A 19,515-nucleotide genomic window follows, 5' to 3' on the forward strand; every position below is an offset into this window, starting at 1 on the left:
GTGGGCACGGCCCTACAGCGCCCCCGGAGTGTCCGCTCCGAGGGCGCGCGCCGTTGAAGTGTGGGTCAGAGGGTCTTGGCCGCTTCGCGGGTCAGCCGCTCGCATGCCGTGATGGCGGTCTCCCGCGCAGCGTTCAGAGCCTGGGGGGAGTCGGCGTCACGCAGCCGGTAGGTGGCTGTCGCTGCGTCCTGGGCCACTGCTGCCAGCGCGGGGGCGAGGATGGACAGCGTGGTCAAAGGCGCGGTGATCGCGCTCCGCGTCGAGTGGCTTTCCGTACGGGCCGCCTCAAAGGTGGAGGCGTCCGCGCCGGCAAGCCGCAGATCCTCTCGGACCCACATGGCACGGCGATGATCGGCAAGCGCCGTCGCCAAGGCGGTCACCGCCGTCAGACGGTCCCGCCGAAGTGCCGCGCGGTCCGATCCGCGCTGTTGCAGTAAGTACGTGGTGACGGACCCCAGCAAGGTCCCCACCACGGCAAGAACGGTCGCCCACATGAGCAGTCCTTTCGAGTGCGAAGCGGTGTCCTACTTGCTGTGGTGGTCCGCGAGGCGGGCCGGGCACCGGTTGAGGATGTCGGCGTGGTCGAACGCGAGCGGCGGAAGGTCGTTCAGGGGCCACCACTGGGCGCGGGTCGCGTCGTCACCGGCCTCAATGGCCGTGCCGGGCAGGACCTCCAGGTGGTAGGCGACGGTCACGTACCTGCCACGCGGGTCACGGTCGGCCCGGTCCCAGACGCCGAGCTGGACCAGGTCCTCGGGCATCGCGTACACCCCGGCCTCCTCGGCCAGCTCGCGGGCGGCGGCGGCGCGGCTCGTCTCGCCCGGGTCGACGTGACCGCCAGGCAGCGCCCACGCCCCCTTGTGGGGGTCCCAGCCGCGCTCGATCAGCAGGACGTATCCGTCGGTCGTGGTGACGACCACGTCAGCGGTGTAGCGGATGGTCTCGAAGGTCTCGGTGCAGGTCATGTCAGCTCCTGAGTGGAAGTAGCGGAGTCTTCCGGCTCCCCTCGGCGCTGCTCGTACGAGACGAGCAGCGGAGGCAACCGGCCGCAGCGAAGCGCTGCGGAAGGGTTGTGAGGTGCCTTACTCGCCGCGAGTGTTGGCGGTGTAGACGTCGCCGTTCTCTTCGATGACGGTCTGGCCGGGCTCGACGGTGAACGACTCGTCGACTTCTACGCCCTGCTCCTGCGGAGTGATCATCTGTCCGTCACGGAAGCCAAAAACGAGGCCCATCAGAACTCCTCTGTAGATCGTCTGAAGTCGGTGAATCCGGCTCCCCGCACCCCCTCCCGTACGTCCTCACGCAGAGCGCGGAACGGACGGGAAGGAGAGGCAACCGGCCGCAGCGCCCGAAGCGCCGCGAACCAGAACGGACCGAACTGCCGAGCGGCGCCGCCGGCCGGTCCGTACCGGCGGCGCTGGGTATGTCGTCGGTTCACACCAACCTCCCGTGTGAGCGGGGACAAGGGGGGCGCGGCTTCATGCCGCGCAAGGTTCTGTGCTTGTCAGATCACGCAGTGCCAGTCCCCGCCCCGAAGGGTGGTTCCCGGGCGGGTCACCCGGCCCGCCATGGTCGGTCGGGATGGTGACCCACACCCATCGACCGCACGTGTTCATGCGGCTGGGTCGGCACTCTGTTGAGTTCTCAAACAACGCCTTCGCTTCCTTCGAGGCAGTCCGCCGGTACGGACCTCTCCGGGCGTTTACGCAGGTCAAGCAGCCTCTGCACCGCCGAAGCGATGCATGTAGTACATGCCTCTCAAGGTGACAGATCGAATCCGTGCCGTCAACCCACGGCTTGCCGGTTTCGGTTCTTGCCGCCCTCGATCAGCGACATGACCAGCTTGGATGCGAAGTGCGGGACGTTGGACTCCGCGCATGTACGACTTGCGTCCTGCTCGCTAGAGTCAAAGTCGTCCCAGGACGTCCCAGACGGGGGGAGCTGCGATGGCGAACGAGAGGCTCCGCGGCGCGATCGTGGAGAGCGGCCTCAAGTTAGAGCAGGTCGCGGAACGCTTGGGGGTGTCGCCCAAGACGGTTGACCGCTGGATCTCCGAACCAAACCGCAAGCCATACAGGCGCTTTCAGTACGCACTCGCGTCCATGCTGCAACGTGAGGTTTCGTATCTATGGGCGGACGAACGGACCTCGGCTGAAGTCACCGCGTCGAGTGATTCAGAGGTGATAATGCTCTACGCCCATCGCTCTGTCGTTCCTCAAGACGCGTGGACCAAGTTGTACGCCGGTGCAACAACGCACTTCGATGTGCTGGTCTACTCGGGATTTTGGCTCACCGAGGACCCTCGCTTCCATCGCCTTGTGCGGGAGAAATCCGCTGATGGCGTCCCAGTACGCTTCATGCTGGGGAATCCCAACAGCCCTGCCGTTGCCGTGCGGGGGGACGATGAAGGGATCGGGTCAGCCATGGCGGCCAAGATCCGCAATGCCTTACTCAATTATGCCCCACTGTTCCCCCTCCCTGGAGTGGAGTTCAGGCTCCACAGCACGACGCTCTACAACTCCATTTACCGATCCGACAACGAGTTGTTGGCCAATGGCCATGTCTACGGGGTGGGGGCCTACTTGGCTCCCGTATTGCACCTTCAGCGCGTACCGGGAGGGGAGCTTTTCGACACCTACTCAGAAAGCCTAGAGCGCCTCTGGGAAAACGCTCTCCCCATCAAGACACCCACCGACTACGAAGGTGCACCATCATGAGCCGAGTTGACTACTTCCGCGACCCGAACGCTCCAAAGGCAAATTCTGTCGTGCCTTCAGTCACAGCCGTAGTGCGGAACGCGCAGGGTGACCTGCTGCTCATCCACAAGACCGACAACGACCTGTGGGCGCTGCCCGGTGGCGGTCATGACGCCGGGGAGAGCATCGCTCAGACCGTCGTTCGAGAGGTGCACGAGGAGACAGGAATTCACGTGATCGTGGACGACATAGTCGGCCTCTACACCGACCCGGAGCACGTGATGAAGTACGACGATGGTGAGGTGCGCCAACAGTTCTCAATCTGTTTCCGAGCGCGACCTGTTAACGGCGAACTCCGCACCAGCTCGGAATCGAAAGAGGTCCGCTGGGTCGCCCCGGCGGACCTCGACAAGCTAGATATTCATCCGTCGATGCGGCTTCGCATCACGCACGGCCTCGACACTTCGCGAACCGATCCCTACATCGGATAGCGTGCCACTTCCACCGCGCCGAGTCGCTGCTCTACACGCCTTACCGCTGCATGAATTTCAGGCGCAGCCCGCTGGATGAATCGTCCAACCACGGTATCAGGACCGTATCGACCCACAATTTCCGAGACCCTGGCTTCCGACGTAGTGGGATCACCGTCAGGCGTGGTAGTCATATCGCAAAAGAGGAGCGCGTCTACAAGTTCAGGCCGCTCCATCTCGAACTCAGACGCCAACTCCTCGCGCAAACCACGCTCTTCGGCCTCCAGGAGAGCGCATGAATGATGCGCGACCAGGCGGACAACATGTTCATTCAAGCCTTCCTGGTCACGTAGAAAGCGTGCACCGTCGAGTGGGTGAAAACCTGTACAGGCGATGCTCGGCGAGTACCCCACATCGTGCAGCACGGCTGCGGCTTCCAACAAGGCAGCATCGTCCCCGAGAATGGGACGTAGCGAGCGTGCCCGCTTCGCCACCCCGAGAGAGTGCCGCCAGCGGCGTGGGAGCGGTTCGGCCAGCATCGACTCGGAGAGGCTGTATGCCCGCTGCGTGAGATCCATGGCTTCCAAGGCTACGAGTCCCCCTCTTCTGCCGGGAGGGCGCGAACGCACCGCCGGCGCTTCGGACCCATCCCGATGAGCCCCTTCCCTTCCATCTGCGCAATTGCCGTCCGCACCGCCGTACGAGACACCCCGAACCGCTCGCAAAGTTCGTTCTCCGACGGGAAGTCGTCGCCCACGCTGAAGCCGTCGCCCCGTAGGAGGTCCGTCACCCTGTCTACGAGGGGGCGACGGTCGCCTGTGCCCGCCACGAACCATCCAGCGCCTTGCACGGACTCGACCACGCCTTCGGCCTTGAGTGCCTTGAGTGCTCGTCCAATGGTGGTTCGTCCCACCCCGTACGCGTTCATCAGCTCTGCCTCGGACGGCAGGGCTTCAACGATCTTGCCCTTCTCGATCTTCAGTCGTAGTGACTCCGAGATCTGCAAGTACGTACCTCGCGGACTGGCCTGCGGCACGTGCCCTTCCCTTCATCGCCTCCGTGAGCCGCACCCCGGCTCAGGCTCACGTCTTCAAGCTTCGCATGGTGGACTGCGTGCCGGGGCCCCTGCGACACACACCCGACACGCCGCGCTGCCAGCCCGCGTCCGGGTAAGGCGCCGCCGCAGGTCAGGAGGGGTGTTGAGTGATCGGCACGCTCTCTCGGGCGCGCTCTTCTTCGATAACCAGGGCCGCGTCATGCTTCTTGAGCCGACGTACAAGGACTAGCGGGACATCCCAGGGGGACACGTCGACGCGGGCGAGTCACCGCTACGGCATGCGTCCGCGAGGTGCAGGAGGAGCTCGGCATCGCGCCGGAGATCCGGCGCTCTGCCTATCGCTTCCGACCCTTACGGTGTCTGGCTGCGCCTCCGTTCTGCAACACAAGTAGCGACCCGCTCTGCAATGCCTTGGGGAGGCTCGTGTTCCCAAAAGCGCAGGACGGTCCATCCCTCAGCGGTCAGATGATCGGTCACTTCGACATCCCGCGCCATGTTCCTGGCCAGCTTGGCTTGCCACCATTCGGCGTTCGCCTTCGGCTGTGTTGCGTGCTCGGGGCAGCCGTGCCAGAAGCAGCCATCTACGATTACTGCGATCTTGGCCGTGGTGAAAGCGATGTCGATCCTGCCGCGAGGCATGCCGGGGACCGGAACGTCCACGCGGTAGCGCAGGCCCGCTGCATGTAGGAGCTGTCGGACCGCCACGTCGGCAGCTGTGCCACGGGCGCGCTGTCGGCTCATGCGAGCGGAAACGGCGGAGGAAGAGGGGACTTGGGGCACGGCAGCATTCTGCCGGCACGGGGCACACGGGCGACAGACGTCAAACCCCAGCGCGGCGTTGAGGACGTGTGTGGCGGGGCACGTTTCGATGCGAGGACTACGCCTGCCTCTGCCTCGCTGTTCAAACTGTACGCACCGATGCCCCAGAGCCATCTAGAGTTTACGCATGCCGAAGTACAGACTTGACAAGATTCTGAGCTCCGTAGCCAAGCGAATGCATGCAGATTTTGAGCAGTCGCAGAGCTTCAATCACAACGGCGAGGCTGGCGCATCACGCGAAATCCTCATCAAGAATTTCCTGTCCGTCTACCTACCCTCACACGTAGAGGCAATTCACAACGCAGAGGTTATTAGCGCCAATGGCGAAATGTCACCACAGTGCGACGTTGTGATCGTTGATCGGGATTCCCCGCCGTTCACGACGCTCGAAGGGTACCGAATCATCCCTAACGAATGCGTCTATGGAATGGTAGAGGTAAAAACAAACCTGGACGGAAATGAGATTAACGACGCCTGTGACAAGATCAGCAAGTTGCGGAAAATGCCGAAGGTTGCATACCGACCCATCCCTAACATGCTCCCACGAATCGCCAAAGCTTACGGAAAGACGTATGAGCACTTTCCCACTTCTGGGATCATTGTTTCATTCAAGGGTCTCAAGCTCAAAACTCTAGGGAATCACCTAGCGGAGTGGTGCCGGACGCGTGATCCGGCAGAATGGCCAGACAGCGTTTGGGTGGCAGGCCAGGGCTATTTCCAATGGATGAGCCCTAAAGATGGATCCCTATCTAGGTCACCCGAGCCAGGGTCAACCCTCGTACAAGTCGACGTGACTCCGGAGCAGGATATTTTCCTGCCGCTAGCACTTCACTTGAATCTCCACTTCTCTGACGCATGGATGCATCCACTCAATCTTGTTCCATACGCAGGTGACTCATCGCTAGGGAAGGTTGCAGATAGCTGGAAGATCTAGCCAGACACCCTAAAAAGCCTCCACCTGGTGCTACATAGATTGGTGTAGCACCAGCCCGAGGAGCATTGCCCTAGCAGAGGGTCGGCACCGTGTCGCCGACAAAGAGGCCGCTTTCCGACCGGTACACGAGCCCCACCCCGTACCGCGTCAGCAGGGAACGCATGTCTGGGTCTGGCGCAGCCGGCAGGAGCACAACTGGCTTCGGCTCATCCTTGCGACCCTCTACTTTGATATAGCGATTGTAATCTAGAACCTTGCTAAATGCCGTCCGCACGTCCTCGCGAGAGCTAGAGCCCTTCGCCTCATACAGGACGTGATCAGTAGCGTCATAAAGACCAGTTCGAAGTGTTGAAGTGAGACCCTCCACCTTAATTTGGAAAGCACCAGTCTTGTGGCCGGCAGACTCTAGGTAGTTCTTGTAGGACTGAGTCAAGGAGGCTTCATGGCGAATGGAAATTGTGGCTGCGGTTGCGGCACGCAGGCTCATTCTGACGCTGGGAGCCTCAGGTACGACAAACAGCCTTGAAGTCTCCTGATTCGGAGCCCTCTTGGTGGATTCGTTTTTCTTGCGACGCTTCTTTGCTGCCGTCCCCAAGGTGCCACTTGTTGCGGGCTCCGATTGAAGCATTGCCGTTGTAACTTCTTCGAAAGGCACGAGGTTCGACGTAGTCTCGCTGGAAACGGGGATTACATCCTCCTCCGAACGCTCGTATTCACCTTCAGGCCGCAGACGAAATACGATTGCGTTTCGGAGCTTCCCGTCCTCACCGTGCACTCTTCGCCAAACATACGGCTGCAAGGTGTCCAGAGTGAATGCGCCAAGATACCGATGCGTCTTTGTGCCAGTTCCGTCTACAAAGCCAACCTGCTTGAATACTCGCAGAGTGTTATTCAGCTCGGCGTGACTAAGAATCGCCCTATTTCCTACAGGGCCACCGGGTCCCTCAAAGGACTGATTTCCGACCTTCCCAGCCCCGGTGTATTCAAAGATGGGACCCTCTTCATCTTCCTCTGCCAGCCACCCGTCGTAATAGCCGAGCCTCTCGCCCACACTGGGGTCGGAGTAAATGTTGACGTTCCCCCCTTCACCCTTCGTGTGGCAGATACCGCCTTGCGGGCTGCCGCCGAACACCGCACGAATCTGTGCCCGGGTGCGGACGTCTCCCGGGGCGATCGTCTCGAGGCTCTTCGTCATGGTTCGAGCCTAGATCACGGCACTGACGGACGAGGGGCCTCGCCCGCCATCAAGAGTCCCCAAGTCGATGCTCTGGTTGTGGACTTGATGACTTGCGTGGGAAGTTCAAGGGCAGAGGCGAGGACGTGAGCGGCAAGAAGCGGGGGGACGGCATTGCCGATCTGCTGAGCCACGTCCCCGCCGGACCACGGGTAGTCACCCGGGAACGTCTGTAGTTGGCCCGCTCCACCACGGCTGAGCCGGAGCACCCGCCCGTCGGAAGCCACGACCTTGGAACGGAAGACCTTGCCAGTGACGGTAAATGCGGGCTCAGCAGAGGTGCGTTGACCACGACGTCTTGGGTCTCCGCCAGAGCCATAGTTCGAGATAACAGTGAACGGACCCGGACTGTGGAGTGCTTCTCCCATGGTCACCCATGGCAAGAGCTCCGGGTCTCCTATGTCCCGAGGCGTCTGGGAGTGGTACCTGCGATGCGTCGGTTGGGGCAGCGCAACGTCACTTCCCCTGCGGGCAATCATGACTGCCACTCGACGAGTCTGTGGCACGCCGTATTCCTCGGCGCGGAGCGTGCCGCAGACAGCCGAGTAGCCCTCTCCCCTAAGGGCAGTGGCCGTGGCTTCCCACAGAGGGAGCGCGGAGGCACTCTGGGCCAGCACGATGGCCTCGTAAGGCCGCCCTCCATCAACCGCGGTCAGAGCCCACTTCAGGGGTTGCACGGCCAGCTCCGCCCGCGGGTCCTGCAGCTTGGCTACATGAGAGTCGATGCTTTCTCGACGCCTCAAGCAGTCGACGAGGCCCAGCACATCTACCAACGCGCCTCTTCCTGCCCCCTGGCCCGCCACAGAGAACACCTGGTGTGGTGGGCCTCCCATCAGCACCAACTCGTCCGGGAAGTTGGCAGGCCCGAGTTCACGCACGTCACCCTCGACTGTTTGGAAGCCTGCCTCACTACGAGTGGCGCAGGGGTTCGGGTCGATCTCCACGCCAACGGTCTGTACCCCTAACCTCCTAGCGGCAAGGTCCAGGCCGCCTGATCCCGCAAAGAGGTTCACAGCCTTGATCGGGTGCATGCGTCTTCATTCCCCAGGGTCGGAAGGCGACGATGACACCCATCGGTGACATCGGCGAGCGGCACACCGATTATCGTCATGCCACGGGAAGCTGATTGCCCGCACAGAGCACCGCGCCAAGCTCGAGAAGTGTCGAGAGTGCTGTCGATCGTGCACTGAAGGAGGTTCGTTCCCTGATGACGCCCCGGCAATCAGAGCCTCGAGATCCGGTCCTCCTCTTCGATGAGGATGGGAGCATGTACATCATCCATGACCTTGCTGTCACCAACGAACTCATCGAGGACGCAGAAGGCTTCCACATGGCCTTTGACGGGTTAGGCCGACGAGTCCGCCCGGTTGGCCCGCCTGGCAAGGTGAGCTTCGTATTGATGCCAGAGCAAGCGGACGAGTCCACTCTCTGCGGTCTCGTGGCCCGCTACTACTCTGTCCATGCCGCTCGAACCCCCCATGGCCCCCCAGAAGTTGAGGACATTGAAAGCTTCGTCTTTGCCGTGGCCAATGACGAGGTTGTGGAGTGAAGTGGCGTACCGCAAGGTGCCTGGGAAGCACTGCGGAGGGCGGCGCCGGCAAGAATCTCGCGACACACCTCCGACACGGCCTAAGGCGCCACTCAATGCTCTTGGGCTGCGGCGCAGGTCAAAGGGGATGGCACACCTCATCGGCGCGTTCTCTCCGGAGCCGTGTGCGCAGGTTCGAATCCTGCCGGGGGCACTTCGCAGCTATCAGCGTGATCAAGTCGCTGACCTGCGCGAGTGCCACGTTAAAGAGCCGGCCCCAGTCTCACTGGGTCCGGCTCTTTGCCGTTGGTTGTCGCCTGCCCACAGGCTGTGGGTGCACTGCAAGGGGCAACTGCGCGAGGACACGGTTCCGTCCCAAGTGGGGACTGCACTTGCCGACTCGCCCGCGGCCTACGGCAGAATCGGCCCCTTGGAGAATGCGTGCCCACCATGGGGTGCACGCTGGCACACAGGGGGAGCCTTGCCCGTTGGGCCCATCCCGATCCCAGGTCACTTAAAGTTGCCATCCACGCGCACGCCCCTGGTCAGACGGCTACGGCGTACTTGGCGCTCACGGAAGGCGCTGAAAGGTGTCAGTCAGTGGGTCCTCGACGTCGGAGTCCCCATCGGCATCCTGGTGGGGGTCCTGTACGTCTTTGCCGCACGCGCTGCAAGCCCTAGCGACGTCTACCAGGCCTTCGCCCTATTGAGCGCTCCCCGTCATGTCCTCCTGTGGATCGCGTCGGTCATCGGCTGGCTCCTCGTCCCCGCCATCATTGGTGGAATCGCCGGCCACGTGATCGCGAAGCGCATTGACCGGTCAAAGGCAGTGGCGAGCAATGCCGCCTTCACTCAACGGCGCCTGGCCCAGCGACTTTCGCCCCCAGGACTCATCGAGGATCTCCGGCCGTACTTTCATGGGACGCACGCGCAACAGGGTTTCGTTGACGCCTGGGTACGCGTCGCCCATCGCAACGACTGGGACCGGGCGCAAGATCACTGGGAGCTTTTCGTCAAGTACGTCATGTCGACGGAGCAGTACGCCCTCCTGGACAGACACGAATGTCTGCGACAGGCTCAGAACACAGCAAAGATGGCGCTTCGGTTCGCGGCCCTGACTGGTCAGTGCCTCGTCTGCGAGAGGAGACGCTGACATGCGCGGAGAAGACGCGCTGGAGATCGTCCGGGCTTCGCTGGCACTGGCCATGCCCACTGCGAGCACAGACGGTCTCACCCGGGCCGCGGAGGCGGTGCTTCTATGGGGTTCGGAGGATGCCGCCGACCACCTTGACGAGAGTCTGAGTCGCCGGATGCTTGTCGACCTTTTCGATGCCGCTCACGCCGCACCCAGTGGATTTCCCGCAGCGGAACCGGAGCAGTTCATGCACGGGTGGGATCGCAACGCCGAATCCGTCGCCCAGTATCGGACGTGGGCGCATACGGACGACATGTCAGACCTCATCCGTCGGACTCGGCCGCCCGAGCCCGACGACCCCGTTGTGCCGTTCGCGTGAATAGAGCGGCGCCGGAGCCATATACGGAATGGTGCGGCACTCAAATCGGCGCAGTGCGTCAAGTGCCTCGCCGAGTTCCGCCGGAGCGTTCGCGACGCCGGCCATAGTGCCGCCGCACGCGACTTGGCAGAGGAGGCCGGCGAGCACAGGTTGTGGATCGCTGCGGGAGTGTAGGTCTTCTCGGCGGTCTCCGGCCGTACACCGCGTTGGAGGTCGTGCGGAGCAGTTCTGCCTCGGTGGAGTCGAGGTCTGCCGCCTCGCACGCCTCACGCATGACGGCTTCCATGCCCTCCGACGTTAACAACGGGCCGACGTCGTGATGATCCTGACTTGGCCCCGCCTCGGGCGCCGCCTCGCCAAGGCCGGGGGTTTTGCGTATTCGCGGCCATGCGTCGCTAGGAACGTCCATCAGCCGGCGTCCGGCCACTTTTCAGGGGGTGGGGGCTGTTCCGGATCGTGCTGTCGTCTCATTTGCCGGGCGTTCTCCCCTCGTAGGGAGGTCAGCCACGGCCATAGATCCGGCAACGGTTGCGCGGGGCACGCGAGGCGGTGCTCTACGCGGCAGCGCTGGAACTGGTCCGGCGGGCACACCCCGTACACCGTCACCCGCCCGTCGGGCAGTTCGATCCACCGATGCTCGGCCGGCACCGTGTGTGCCAGAGGCTTCATGTCCGGTTCCAGCAGTACCCAGTCCTGCTCGAGTGTCGGCACCCGGTCCTGCAACAGCCCACAGACAGAGCAGCGGGACTGCCCACCACTCAGTCGCCGCGGTTCCTTCTCTACAAGCCCCATACCGTGAGGGTCGCCAGTCCGTCAGTCCAGGCGTAGAGCGCGAACTGGACGGAACCCCTGGAGCAGCAGTCCGTCAGCGGTACGAAACGCGACGCGGCAGGTACCGCCAACAACCGACGTCCGTCGGCACACGGCCGAGATTCGGCGGCGCCCCCGGTTCAGCGGCTGCCGCAATGGCACTGGGTCGACCCGGCGATTCGCTGGCGGCGAGCGCACGGCTTGCTCCACCCCGTCGGTTGGATGGCGCTGCTCGGGAACCTCGTTGTCCGGCGCTCGGGAGAATTTGAGGTATACGCCGAGACCGCCGATCTCCACGGCTTGTCGGCGGCAGAATGGTGGGGGTGGAGGACTGGGGGGTCGCGTTGATCGCGGCGGGGGCGGCGGTGGCCGGGAGTTTGGTGACGGGGTGGTTCACGCGGAGTACCGGGGTTCGGCAGGCCGAGGCCGCTCGGCATGCCGGGGATGAGCAGGCCGCGGCCGCCCGGCACGCGGGGGAGCAACAGGCGCACGCGCTCCTGCGCTCCGTCCAGGCGACGCTCAGCGATCAGCGCGCCATGCGCCGGCTGGATCTGCGGCGGGAGGCCTACGTCGCCTTCCTCGTCGTGGCCGAGCGGCTTCTGGAGGCGCGCCGCAGTGGCGCCGGCATCAGCCGGCCGCTCATGAGCGAGGCGCGTCACGCGATGTACGTCGTCACCCTTGAGGGGCCGACCGAGGTTTCCAGCGCCGCCTCCCTCGTCGTGGAGAGCGCGCTCCGGTCCGTTGGCGGCCGTGCGGGCGGGCTTGAGGATATGCAGGCCGCCGTACGCGACTTCTTGTTCGCGGCGCAGGACGCCCTCAGGTCGCCGCCCGGGTGAGACGGTCTCCCCGACGGGCGGGGAGCCCTCTCGGGAGTGCCCGCAGTCCACGTACGCACCGTCCGGCGCGTCAGGCGCCCGTCGCCTCGTGTTCTGCCATGCGTTTGAACTCGCCCAGGTCGTAGTTGGCCAGGGTCGCGTCGAGGTTGGTGAGGGCGCCGAGGTGTTCCAGGAAGCCCTTGGGGTCGTATTCGATCTGGAGCGTCACCCGGCTCTCCGTGTCGCTGAGGTGGTGGAAGGTGACCACGCCCGCGTGGTGGACGCCCTCCGTCGTGCGCCAGGCGATGCGCTCCTGGGGGATCACCTCGGTGAGTTCCGCCACGAAGCTCTTGTCCGCGCCGGGGAGCGAGACCTGCCAGGCGAAGGTGGTGCCGTCGATCCGCTGGACGTGCTTGACGTGGCTCAGGAACGCCGGCCAGCGCTCCACGTCCGCCCAGAGTTCCCAGCTCACGGCCACGGGTGCCTTGATGTCGACGGCTTCGAGCAGCGAGGATGCCATGAGTTCATCTCTCCTTCGTACGTGGTGCGTTCGGCGGCCCGGTGACTCTCCTTTCCGTTACCCGCGCTCGGGGGATCCATCGCCGTGGATGTTCCGCCGCCGGGAATTCGCCCCGCCGTCGCCGTTCGTCCGGCATGCTGGCCGCGGCGGCGCACCGGTCGGCGGTTCGCCGCGGTACAGGAGAGGAGGGCGCCTTCGTGGGCGACTGGATACGTTGCTATCACCCGGCACCCGAGGCCGGGGTCCGTCTGCTCTGCTTCCCGCACGCCGGCGGGTCGGTCAGCGCCTATCACGCGATGTCCGCCGCCGTCACGGGTGTCGTGGAGCCGCTGATCGTGCAGTACCCGGGGCGGCAGGACCGGTTCGGCGAGCCGTTCGCCGCGGGGCCGGACGAGATCGTCGACGCCGTCTTGGACGAGCTGCCCCAGGGGCCGGGGGACGCGCCCCTCGCCCTGTTCGGGCACAGCATGGGCGCCCTGGTGGCGTTCGAGGCCGCACGGCGTCTGGAGGCCGAGGGGCGGCCCCCCGTGGCCCTGTTCCTCTCCGGCCGGGCGGCGCCCGCCGTGGCCCGGCCCGCGGCGGGGCGTGCCGTGCGGGACATGACCGACGCCGAACTCGTCGAGGAGATGCGCAAGTTGTCGGGCACCGCCGACGAGCTGCTCGACTCCCCCGAGTTGGTCTCGCTGTTCCTGCCGCCGATGCGCGCCGACTACCAGATCGTCGACGACTACGTCTACCGGCCCGGGGAGGCGCTGAGTTGTCCCGTCGTCGTCCTCACCGGCGACAGCGATCCGCGCGTCACCCCCGACGAGGCGCGTGCCTGGGAGAGCGAGACGCGGGGCGCCTTCTCCTGTCACGTCCTGGCCGGGGGCCACTTCTTCCTCGACGCCCACCTGCCGTACGTCGCGAGCGTCATCGCCTCCTCGCTGCCCGATCGGAAGGCGATGACGACCCCGTAGGTGCGGGCGGGTGTGCGGGCTACTTGGGGGGTTCCTCCGCCTCGAACTCCGCGAGGAGCGCGTCCAGCGAGTCGTCCGCCCCGTCCGGCTCCTTCGCCTCGACGATGCGTACCGCCAGTTCCTGGAGGGTCAGTTCCTCCAGGAACAGGGTGATCGGTACGTCGATGCCGAGCTCGTCCCGGAGCCGGCCGACCAGGTGGACGGCGGTCAGCGAGTCGCCGCCCGCCGCGAAGTAGGTCGTCCCCGGGGCGAAGCCCGCCGCCCCCTCAGCGGTGGCGCCGGGCGTGTCCAGGCCCAGGGCCTCCGCCAGGATGGCGTGGACCGCCGGCAGCAGCTCCGCACCCGGGGCGGGGGTCGCGGCGGACACGGCGGATTCGGATTCCGGGGTCCTGGGCGCCGTCTTCAGCGTCAGCGCGCCGTACCTCTCCCCCGCGAAGGGGTACGTCGGCAGGCTCACTCTGCGGGCGCCCTCCGCCGCCTCCGGCCACGCGACCGTGCCGCCCTTGAGCCACAGCTCCCCGAGTTCGCGCAGGCCGGCCGCGTCCGGGCCGTCCTCCTGCTCCGGCCACGGGCGGCCCTCCGCCAGCGCCAGCAGCCGCTGGGCCGCCTCCGCCGCGTCCGCCGCCAGGACGTACGCGCGTACGTCCATGGGGGCACGGGCCGTGCGCAGCGTGTGCGCCGCGTCGGCGAGGGAGGGGCCGTCGGGGGAGCGCAGGGCCGCGGCGAGCCGGGCCGCGAGCGCGGTGAGGGCGGTCTCCGTGCGGGCCGACAGGGGGAGGATCTCGGTCGTGCGGTGCGGGGGGTGCGGGGCCGGGCTGGGGCGCTCCGGGGCCTGTTCCAGGACGACGTGGACGTTCGTACCGCCGATTCCCAGTGAGCTGACTCCCGCGCGGCGCGGGCCGTCGGCGGGGCGGGGCCACGGGGTGGCGCGGTCCACGACGTGGAACGGCGCCTCGGGCAGGCCCAGTTCGGGGTGCGGGCGGGTCAGATTGACCGTGGGGGCCAGCGTCGCGTGCTCCAGCATGAGCGTCGCCTTGATGAGCGAGGCCACGCCCGCGGCCGCGTCCAGGTGGCCTATGTTCGACTTCACCGAGCCTATGCCTATGCCGATGCCGATGCCGGTGGCTACTTCTCCGGCTGTGTCGGTGCCTGTGTCTGTTCCCGTTTCCGGCACGGGGGCGAACGCCGCCTTTGCCGCCGCCAGTTCCACGCGGTCGCCCAGTCCCGTCGCCGTGCCGTGTGTCTCCACGTACTGGGCCGCCGACGGGGTGAGGCCCGCCGCTGCCCAGGCCTCGACGATCGCCGCCGTCTGCTGTTCCACGCCGGGGGCGGTGAAACCGAGCTTCGTGGCGCCGTCGTTGGTCAGGGCGCTGCCGCGCAGGACCGCGCGGATCGGGTCGCCGTCGGCGAGCGCGTCGGACAGGCGGCGCAGGACGACGACGCCCACGCCGCTGCCCGGCACCGTGCCGGCCGCCCGTTCGTCGAAGGGGCGGCAGCGGCCGTCGGGCGAGAAGATGCCGCCCTCGTAGTGGACGTACCCCTGTCTGCGGACGGTGTCGACGCTGACGCCGCCCGCGAGCGCGGTGTCGCACTCGCCGAGGAGCAGCGCCTGGGCGGCGAGGTGCACGGCGCTCAGGGAGGTCGAGCAGGCCGTCTGCACGGTCAGGCTCGGGCCTTCGAGGCCGAGGCGGTAGGAGATCCACGGGGCGAGGAACTCGCGGTCGGTCAGGATGCGGATCTGCATCGCGCCGATGGACGCGGCCAGTTCGCGGTCGGTGTGCGCGGCCAGCATGTGCTCGGTCGGGCTGCCGCCGACGTACACCCCCGTGCGGTCCGGGGCGGCGAGCGGGTCGCGCCCGGCGTCCTCCAGGGCGGCCCAGGCGGTCTCCAGGAGGAGCCGGTGCTGGGGGTCCAGGGCGGTGGCCTCGGTGCGGTTGAAGCCGAACAGCTCGGCCTCGAAGCGGTCGGCTTCGGCCAAGTACCCCTTGGTGGGCACGTGTTCCGGGCGGCGCAGTTCGGCCGGGTCCGCGCCGTCGGCCAGCAGCTCCGCCTCCGTGAAGTCGGTGAGGGAGCAGACGCCGTCGCGCAGGTTCGCCCAGTACGTGTCCAGGTCGGGGGCGCCAGGGAAGCGGCCGCTCATGCCGACGATCGCGATCGCCGAGTCGGAGACGTCGGTGACGTCGGGGGCGTCAGTGGAGTCAGTGGCGTCGGGGGCGGAATCCGTGCCGGTGGTGGTCTCGGGTGCTGCCGTCCGGTCGGCTTCGGGCACCCGGGTGGAGGCCTGGGGTGTTGGCTCGGTCATCGTGGCGTGCCCTTTCTGGAGCGGAGCCGTTGTGCGGCGGCGTTCTGGCGTGCGCGGCGGTCGCCGCCCCTGCGTTCCGCCGCCGTGACGGTGGGGGCCTCGGTCGCCCTGGTGGGTGCTTCGTCCGGGGCGCCTCGGTGGCGCCGGTCGAGGTGTGCGGCGAGCGCGGCGACGGTGGGGTGGCGGAACAGGTCGACCAGGGTGAGGTCGGTGGCGCCGTCCGATTCCCCGGCCGGCGGCAGCGCGCGCAGGGCGTCCAGCACGCTCAGGAGCCGCACCGAGTTGCCGCCGAGGTCGAAGAAGTTGTCGTGGACGCCGACGCGTTCGAGGGTCAGCACGCGGGACCACACCTGTGCCACGCGCCGCTCGGTGTCCGTGCGGGCGGCGACGTACGTACGGCTGGACTCGGGCCGCCGCGGTGTCGGATCGGGCAGCTGGGCCCGGTCGATCTTGCCGGAGCGGTTGAGCGGCAGTTCGTCGAGGTGGACGTAGACCTCGGGGAGCATGAAGCCGGGGAGGCGTTCGGCGAGGTGGGCGCGGAGGTCGTCGTCGGCGGGGGTGGCGCCCTCGCGGTGGACGACGTAGGCCACCAGCCGCTGGTCGGGGGCGGGCCCCGGGGTGGCGGGGGCGGGCTCCGGGGTGGGGGTGGCGGGCTCCGGGGTGGGGGTGGCGGTGGTGCGTACGGCGGCCGCCGCTACCGCGACGTCCGGGTGGCCCGCCAACAGGGCCTCGATCTCGCCGAGTTCGATGCGGATGCCGCGGAGTTTGACCTGGGAGTCGGAGCGGCCGAGGTAGTGGAGCCGGCCGTGCGCGTCCACGCGGGCGAGGTCCCCGGTGCGGTACATGCGGGAGCCCGGGGGGCCGTACGGGTCGGCGACGAAGCGTTCGGCGGTCGGGCCGGGGCGGCCGATGTAACCGCGGGCCAGCGAGGCGCCCGCGATGTAGACCTCGCCGCTCACGCCGGTGGGCACCGTGCGCAGGCGGGCGTCCAGGACGTGGACGCGGGCGCCCGGGACGGGGCGGCCGATCACCACGGGCTCGCCCGGTTCGAGGTCGGCGGTGGTCGCGTAGACGGTGGCCTCGCTCGGGCCGTACGCGTTGACGATCCGGCGGCCGGGTTCACTGAGCCGCTCGACCAGCTCGGCGGGGCAGGCCTCGCCGCCGACGGCGAGCGTCCGCAGGTGCGGCAGGCGCCCCTTGATGTCGGGCAGCAGCATGGCGGCGGACGGCGGCAGGAAGACGTACGTGATGCGGGAGTCCCGCAGCCTGGCGAAGAGCGCGTCGCCGAGGCGTTCGTCGTCGCGCGCGATGTGCAGCTCGGCGCCGGCGACCCAGGGGAAGAACAGGTCGGACACGGCGACGTCGAACCCGAACGACACGAACTGCAGGACGCGGTCCTCGGCGGTGACGGGGAACGCGGGGCGCACGGCTCGGGTGAGGTTGAGCAGCGCCCGGTGCTCGACGGCGACGCCCTTCGGAACCCCCGTGGAGCCGGAGGTGAACAGGACGTAGGCCAGGTCGTCGACGGTGGGGGCGGGCGCCGGCGGGAGCGCGGAGGCGGGTCCGTTGGCGGCGGGTGGGGGCGCGGGGGCGGGTCCGTTGGCAGTCGGCGGAAGCGCGGGGGCGTGCTCATCGGCGGCCCGTGGGAGCGCGGGTGCGGGCTCGTCGGCAGTCGGCGGAAGCGCGGGGGCGTGCTCGTCAGCGGGAGGCGGGGGCGCGAGTGCGGGCTCGTCAGCGGGAGGCGGGAGCGTGGGTGCGGGCTCGTCGGCGGGAGGCGGGAGCGCGGGAGCGGGCTCGTCAGCGGGAGGCGGGAGCGCGGGAGCGGGCTCGTCGGCGGGAGGCGGGAGCGCGGGAGCGGGCTCGTCGGCAGTCGGCGGGGTGTCCGTGCGCAGGTACGGGACCCCGAGCCGCTGTGCGGCGGCCTCGGTCGGGGCCGCCGTCAGGAGCAGGCCCGTGCCGGACGCCGCGACCATGTGCGCGAGGCGGGCGTGCGGGTGCGCCTGGTCGAGGGGGACGTACGCGCCGCCCGCGCGCAGCACCGCGAGCGCCGCGATGCCCATCTCGGGCGAGCGGGGCAGCAGCAGGCCGACCCGGAAGCCGGGGCGCACGCCGGCCGCGCGCAGGCGGGCGGCCAACGCGTCGGCTTCGGCGAGCAGTTCACGGTAGGTCAGCCTGGTGTCGCCGCAGACGAGAGCGGTGGCGTCGGGCCTGGCGGCCGCGACGTCCGCGATCAGGTCGGGCACCAGGCGGTCGGTGGGTGCCGCCTCGGCCGTCCGGTCGGCGGCCGCGAGGGCCGCGCGGCGCTCGTCGGCCGGGACGGCGTCGAGCGCGTGGAGCGGCAGGTCGGGGCGGGCGAGGGCGGCGTCGAGCAGCGTACGGAAGTTGCGCGCCCAGGCGCGGACGGTGGCGGCCTCGAAGAGGTCGCGGCGGTAGATGAAGTGGGCGGCGAGGGCGGGGGTGGCAGCGGCGGGGGTGGCTGTCGGGTCCTCGGGGGGTTCCGCCGCATGGTCGCCCCCCGGGGTCTCCGCAGGCTCCTGCCAGCGTTCGACGTGCAGGTGGAAGTCGAACTTGGCCGTGCGCAGGGCCAGGGGGAGGCGTTCGACCCGGGCGCCCGTCAGCGCGAGGGACAGGTCGGTGTCGTCGTCGTAGGCGAAGACCAGTTGCACGACCGGGTCGTGGCTCGTGTCGCGGGTCGGGGCGAGGGTGTCCACGACGGCCTCGAAGGGCGCGTCCTGGTAGGGGCCGCCCGCCAGGAGTTCCGCGCGGATCCGGCCGATCAGCTCGCCGTACGTGGGGTCGCCGGACAGGTCGACGCGCAGCGCCAGGGTGTTGGTCAGCATGCCGACCATCTCCTGGAGTTCGGGCCGGTCGCGCCCCGACACGGGGAAGCCGATGACCAGGTCGTCGCGGCCCGTCAGCCGCCCCAGGAACGCGGCGTACGCGGCGAACAGCGCCATGAAGGGCGTGGCGCCCCGGGCCCGGGCCACCTCCGCCAGGCGCTCGCGCACCCCGGCGCCGAGCAGGAACCGCTCGCTGCCGCCCGCCGCGGAGCGCACCGCCGGGCGGGGCCGGTCCAGGGGCGGCGAGACCACCTCGGGGGCGCCGCGCAGCCGCCCGGCCCAGTGCGCGACGGCCTCGGCGTAGGCGCCCTCGGCCTGGCGGTCGCGCTGCCAGGCGGCGAAGTCCGGGTACTGGAGCGGGAGTTCGGGGAGGGCGGGACGTACGGGGTGGGCCGGGTGCGCGCCGCGCTCGTTCTCGTACGCCGTCGACAGGTCCCGCAGGATGACGCCCAGGGACCAGCCGTCGCAGACCAGGTGGTGGGCCACGAGCAGCACGCGGTGGCTGCCGTCGTCGACGGCGTGCACCGTGCAGCGCAGCAGCGGTCCGGTCGCCGGGTCGAAGGGGCGGGCGGCCTCCGCCCGCATCCGGTCGTCCGCCTCGGCCGCCGGTACGTCCCGCACGAGCGTGACGTGCGCGCGGCCCTCGGCGGAGACGATCTGCGCCTGCGTGCCGTCGGCAGCGGTGCGGAAGACGGTGCGCAGAGCCTCGTGCCGGGCCACGACGGCGTCCAGCGCGCGGGTGAGCGCGTCGGCGTCGAAGTCGCCGTGCACGGCGAAGGCGGCGGGGACGTTGTACTGGGGGGTGCCGGGGTCCAGCCGGTCCAGGACCAGGAGGCGGGCCTGGGCGTCGGAGACGGGGAACTCGTACTCCTCCGGGGCGGCCGCCGGGGGTGTCTGGGTCGGGGGGTGCGGCTGGGTCGCCGGGTGCGGCTGGGTCGCCGGGTGCGGGGCGTCCGCCTGGTCGTGCAGGGCGTCCGCCGGGTCGTGCTGGGTGTCCGCCGGGTGCGGTGCGTCCAC

General features: G+C 68.0%; 20 protein-coding genes. 8 read left to right on the forward strand and 12 right to left on the reverse strand.

Annotated elements, in window-relative coordinates; all coding sequences use genetic code 11:
- Positions 1-65 precede the first annotated feature (65 nt).
- From ACZ516_RS22485 to ACZ516_RS22495, 3 genes are all read right to left on the reverse strand, one after another.
- A complete protein-coding gene (locus tag ACZ516_RS22485) occupies positions 66-494 on the reverse strand; it encodes a protein kilB (protein ID WP_469011477.1) in 429 nt (142 codons plus the stop codon).
- A gap of 30 nt (positions 495-524) precedes the next feature.
- Positions 525-965, reverse strand: a complete 441-nt coding sequence (locus ACZ516_RS22490; RefSeq protein WP_469011478.1) for an NUDIX domain-containing protein — start codon at positions 963-965, stop codon at positions 525-527.
- 117 nt (positions 966-1,082) lie between these two features.
- The gene (locus tag ACZ516_RS22495; RefSeq protein WP_469011479.1) at positions 1,083-1,232 is read right to left on the reverse strand and encodes a hypothetical protein; all 150 of its coding nucleotides are present in this window, start codon (positions 1,230-1,232) and stop codon (positions 1,083-1,085) included.
- A gap of 714 nt (positions 1,233-1,946) precedes the next feature.
- Between ACZ516_RS22495 and ACZ516_RS22500 the strand changes: the two genes are divergently transcribed.
- Together ACZ516_RS22500 and ACZ516_RS22505 are read left to right on the forward strand one after the other, a co-directional pair.
- Positions 1,947-2,717: a helix-turn-helix domain-containing protein gene (locus ACZ516_RS22500; RefSeq protein WP_469011480.1), complete on the forward strand. Its 771-nt coding sequence runs from the start codon at positions 1,947-1,949 to the stop codon at positions 2,715-2,717.
- Positions 2,714-3,187 carry an NUDIX hydrolase gene (locus ACZ516_RS22505; RefSeq protein WP_469011481.1) on the forward strand — a complete coding sequence of 158 codons (474 nt, stop codon included), beginning with the start codon at positions 2,714-2,716 and terminating at the stop codon, positions 3,185-3,187. Before ACZ516_RS22500 ends, ACZ516_RS22505 begins: the two co-directional genes overlap by 4 nt.
- Here the strand turns inward: ACZ516_RS22505 and ACZ516_RS22510 are convergent.
- The 3 genes from ACZ516_RS22510 to ACZ516_RS22520 form a co-directional block, all read right to left on the reverse strand.
- On the reverse strand, positions 3,175-3,744 hold the full coding sequence (locus tag ACZ516_RS22510) for an HD domain-containing protein (RefSeq protein ID WP_469011482.1): 570 nt from the start codon (positions 3,742-3,744) through the stop codon (positions 3,175-3,177). The genes ACZ516_RS22505 and ACZ516_RS22510 overlap by 13 nt on opposite strands.
- 11 nt (positions 3,745-3,755) lie before the next feature.
- Positions 3,756-4,202, reverse strand: coding sequence for a GntR family transcriptional regulator (locus ACZ516_RS22515; RefSeq protein WP_469011483.1), 447 nt, complete (start codon positions 4,200-4,202; stop codon positions 3,756-3,758).
- Positions 4,203-4,574: 372 nt separating this feature from the next.
- Positions 4,575-4,964: a very short patch repair endonuclease gene (locus ACZ516_RS22520; RefSeq protein WP_469011484.1), complete on the reverse strand. Its 390-nt coding sequence runs from the start codon at positions 4,962-4,964 to the stop codon at positions 4,575-4,577.
- 205 nt (positions 4,965-5,169) lie between these two features.
- Here ACZ516_RS22520 and ACZ516_RS22525 point away from each other — a divergent pair, with 205 nt between their 5' ends.
- A complete protein-coding gene (locus ACZ516_RS22525; protein WP_469011485.1) occupies positions 5,170-5,976 on the forward strand; it encodes a DUF6602 domain-containing protein in 807 nt (268 codons plus the stop codon).
- A 70-nt stretch (positions 5,977-6,046) separates the two neighbouring features.
- Here ACZ516_RS22525 and ACZ516_RS22530 read toward each other — a convergent pair whose 3' ends face one another.
- Both ACZ516_RS22530 and ACZ516_RS22535 read right to left on the reverse strand, forming a co-directional pair.
- On the reverse strand, positions 6,047-7,171 hold the full coding sequence (locus ACZ516_RS22530; protein ID WP_469011486.1) for an SRA domain-containing endonuclease: 1,125 nt from the start codon (positions 7,169-7,171) through the stop codon (positions 6,047-6,049).
- 14 nt (positions 7,172-7,185) lie between these two features.
- Positions 7,186-8,241: a DNA cytosine methyltransferase gene (locus tag ACZ516_RS22535; RefSeq protein WP_469011487.1), complete on the reverse strand. Its 1,056-nt coding sequence runs from the start codon at positions 8,239-8,241 to the stop codon at positions 7,186-7,188.
- Positions 8,242-8,477: 236 nt separating this feature from the next.
- On the opposite strand from ACZ516_RS22535, the gene ACZ516_RS22540 reads away from it, so the two are divergent.
- From ACZ516_RS22540 to ACZ516_RS22550, 3 genes are all read left to right on the forward strand, one after another.
- Complete coding sequence (locus ACZ516_RS22540; RefSeq protein WP_469011488.1) at positions 8,478-8,759, forward strand: hypothetical protein; 282 nt, start codon at positions 8,478-8,480, stop codon at positions 8,757-8,759.
- 499 nt (positions 8,760-9,258) lie between these two features.
- Positions 9,259-9,891: a DUF6313 family protein gene (locus tag ACZ516_RS22545; protein ID WP_361079394.1), complete on the forward strand. Its 633-nt coding sequence runs from the start codon at positions 9,259-9,261 to the stop codon at positions 9,889-9,891.
- Between the two features lies 1 nt (position 9,892).
- A complete protein-coding gene (locus tag ACZ516_RS22550; protein WP_361079396.1) occupies positions 9,893-10,252 on the forward strand; it encodes a hypothetical protein in 360 nt (119 codons plus the stop codon).
- Positions 10,253-10,660: 408 nt separating this feature from the next.
- Here ACZ516_RS22550 and ACZ516_RS22555 read toward each other — a convergent pair whose 3' ends face one another.
- The gene (locus tag ACZ516_RS22555; RefSeq protein WP_469011489.1) at positions 10,661-11,044 is read right to left on the reverse strand and encodes a DUF6083 domain-containing protein; all 384 of its coding nucleotides are present in this window, start codon (positions 11,042-11,044) and stop codon (positions 10,661-10,663) included.
- Between the two features lie 341 nt (positions 11,045-11,385).
- On the opposite strand from ACZ516_RS22555, the gene ACZ516_RS22560 reads away from it, so the two are divergent.
- Positions 11,386-11,898 carry a hypothetical protein gene (locus tag ACZ516_RS22560; protein WP_469011490.1) on the forward strand — a complete coding sequence of 171 codons (513 nt, stop codon included), beginning with the start codon at positions 11,386-11,388 and terminating at the stop codon, positions 11,896-11,898.
- 70 nt (positions 11,899-11,968) lie between these two features.
- On the opposite strand, the gene ACZ516_RS22565 is transcribed toward ACZ516_RS22560, so the two are convergent.
- Positions 11,969-12,397 carry an SRPBCC family protein gene (locus ACZ516_RS22565; protein ID WP_358586027.1) on the reverse strand — a complete coding sequence of 143 codons (429 nt, stop codon included), beginning with the start codon at positions 12,395-12,397 and terminating at the stop codon, positions 11,969-11,971.
- A gap of 197 nt (positions 12,398-12,594) precedes the next feature.
- Between ACZ516_RS22565 and ACZ516_RS22570 the strand changes: the two genes are divergently transcribed.
- Positions 12,595-13,356 carry a thioesterase II family protein gene (locus ACZ516_RS22570; RefSeq protein ID WP_469011491.1) on the forward strand — a complete coding sequence of 254 codons (762 nt, stop codon included), beginning with the start codon at positions 12,595-12,597 and terminating at the stop codon, positions 13,354-13,356.
- Between the two features lie 19 nt (positions 13,357-13,375).
- Here ACZ516_RS22570 and ACZ516_RS22575 read toward each other — a convergent pair whose 3' ends face one another.
- On the reverse strand, positions 13,376-15,658 hold the full coding sequence (locus ACZ516_RS22575) for a beta-ketoacyl synthase N-terminal-like domain-containing protein (RefSeq protein WP_469011492.1): 2,283 nt from the start codon (positions 15,656-15,658) through the stop codon (positions 13,376-13,378).
- Positions 15,655-19,515: a non-ribosomal peptide synthetase gene (locus ACZ516_RS22580; protein WP_469011493.1), complete on the reverse strand. Its 3,861-nt coding sequence runs from the start codon at positions 19,513-19,515 to the stop codon at positions 15,655-15,657. Before ACZ516_RS22580 ends, ACZ516_RS22575 begins: the two co-directional genes overlap by 4 nt.

This window comes from Streptomyces sp. NPDC034037, from assembly GCF_055575715.1.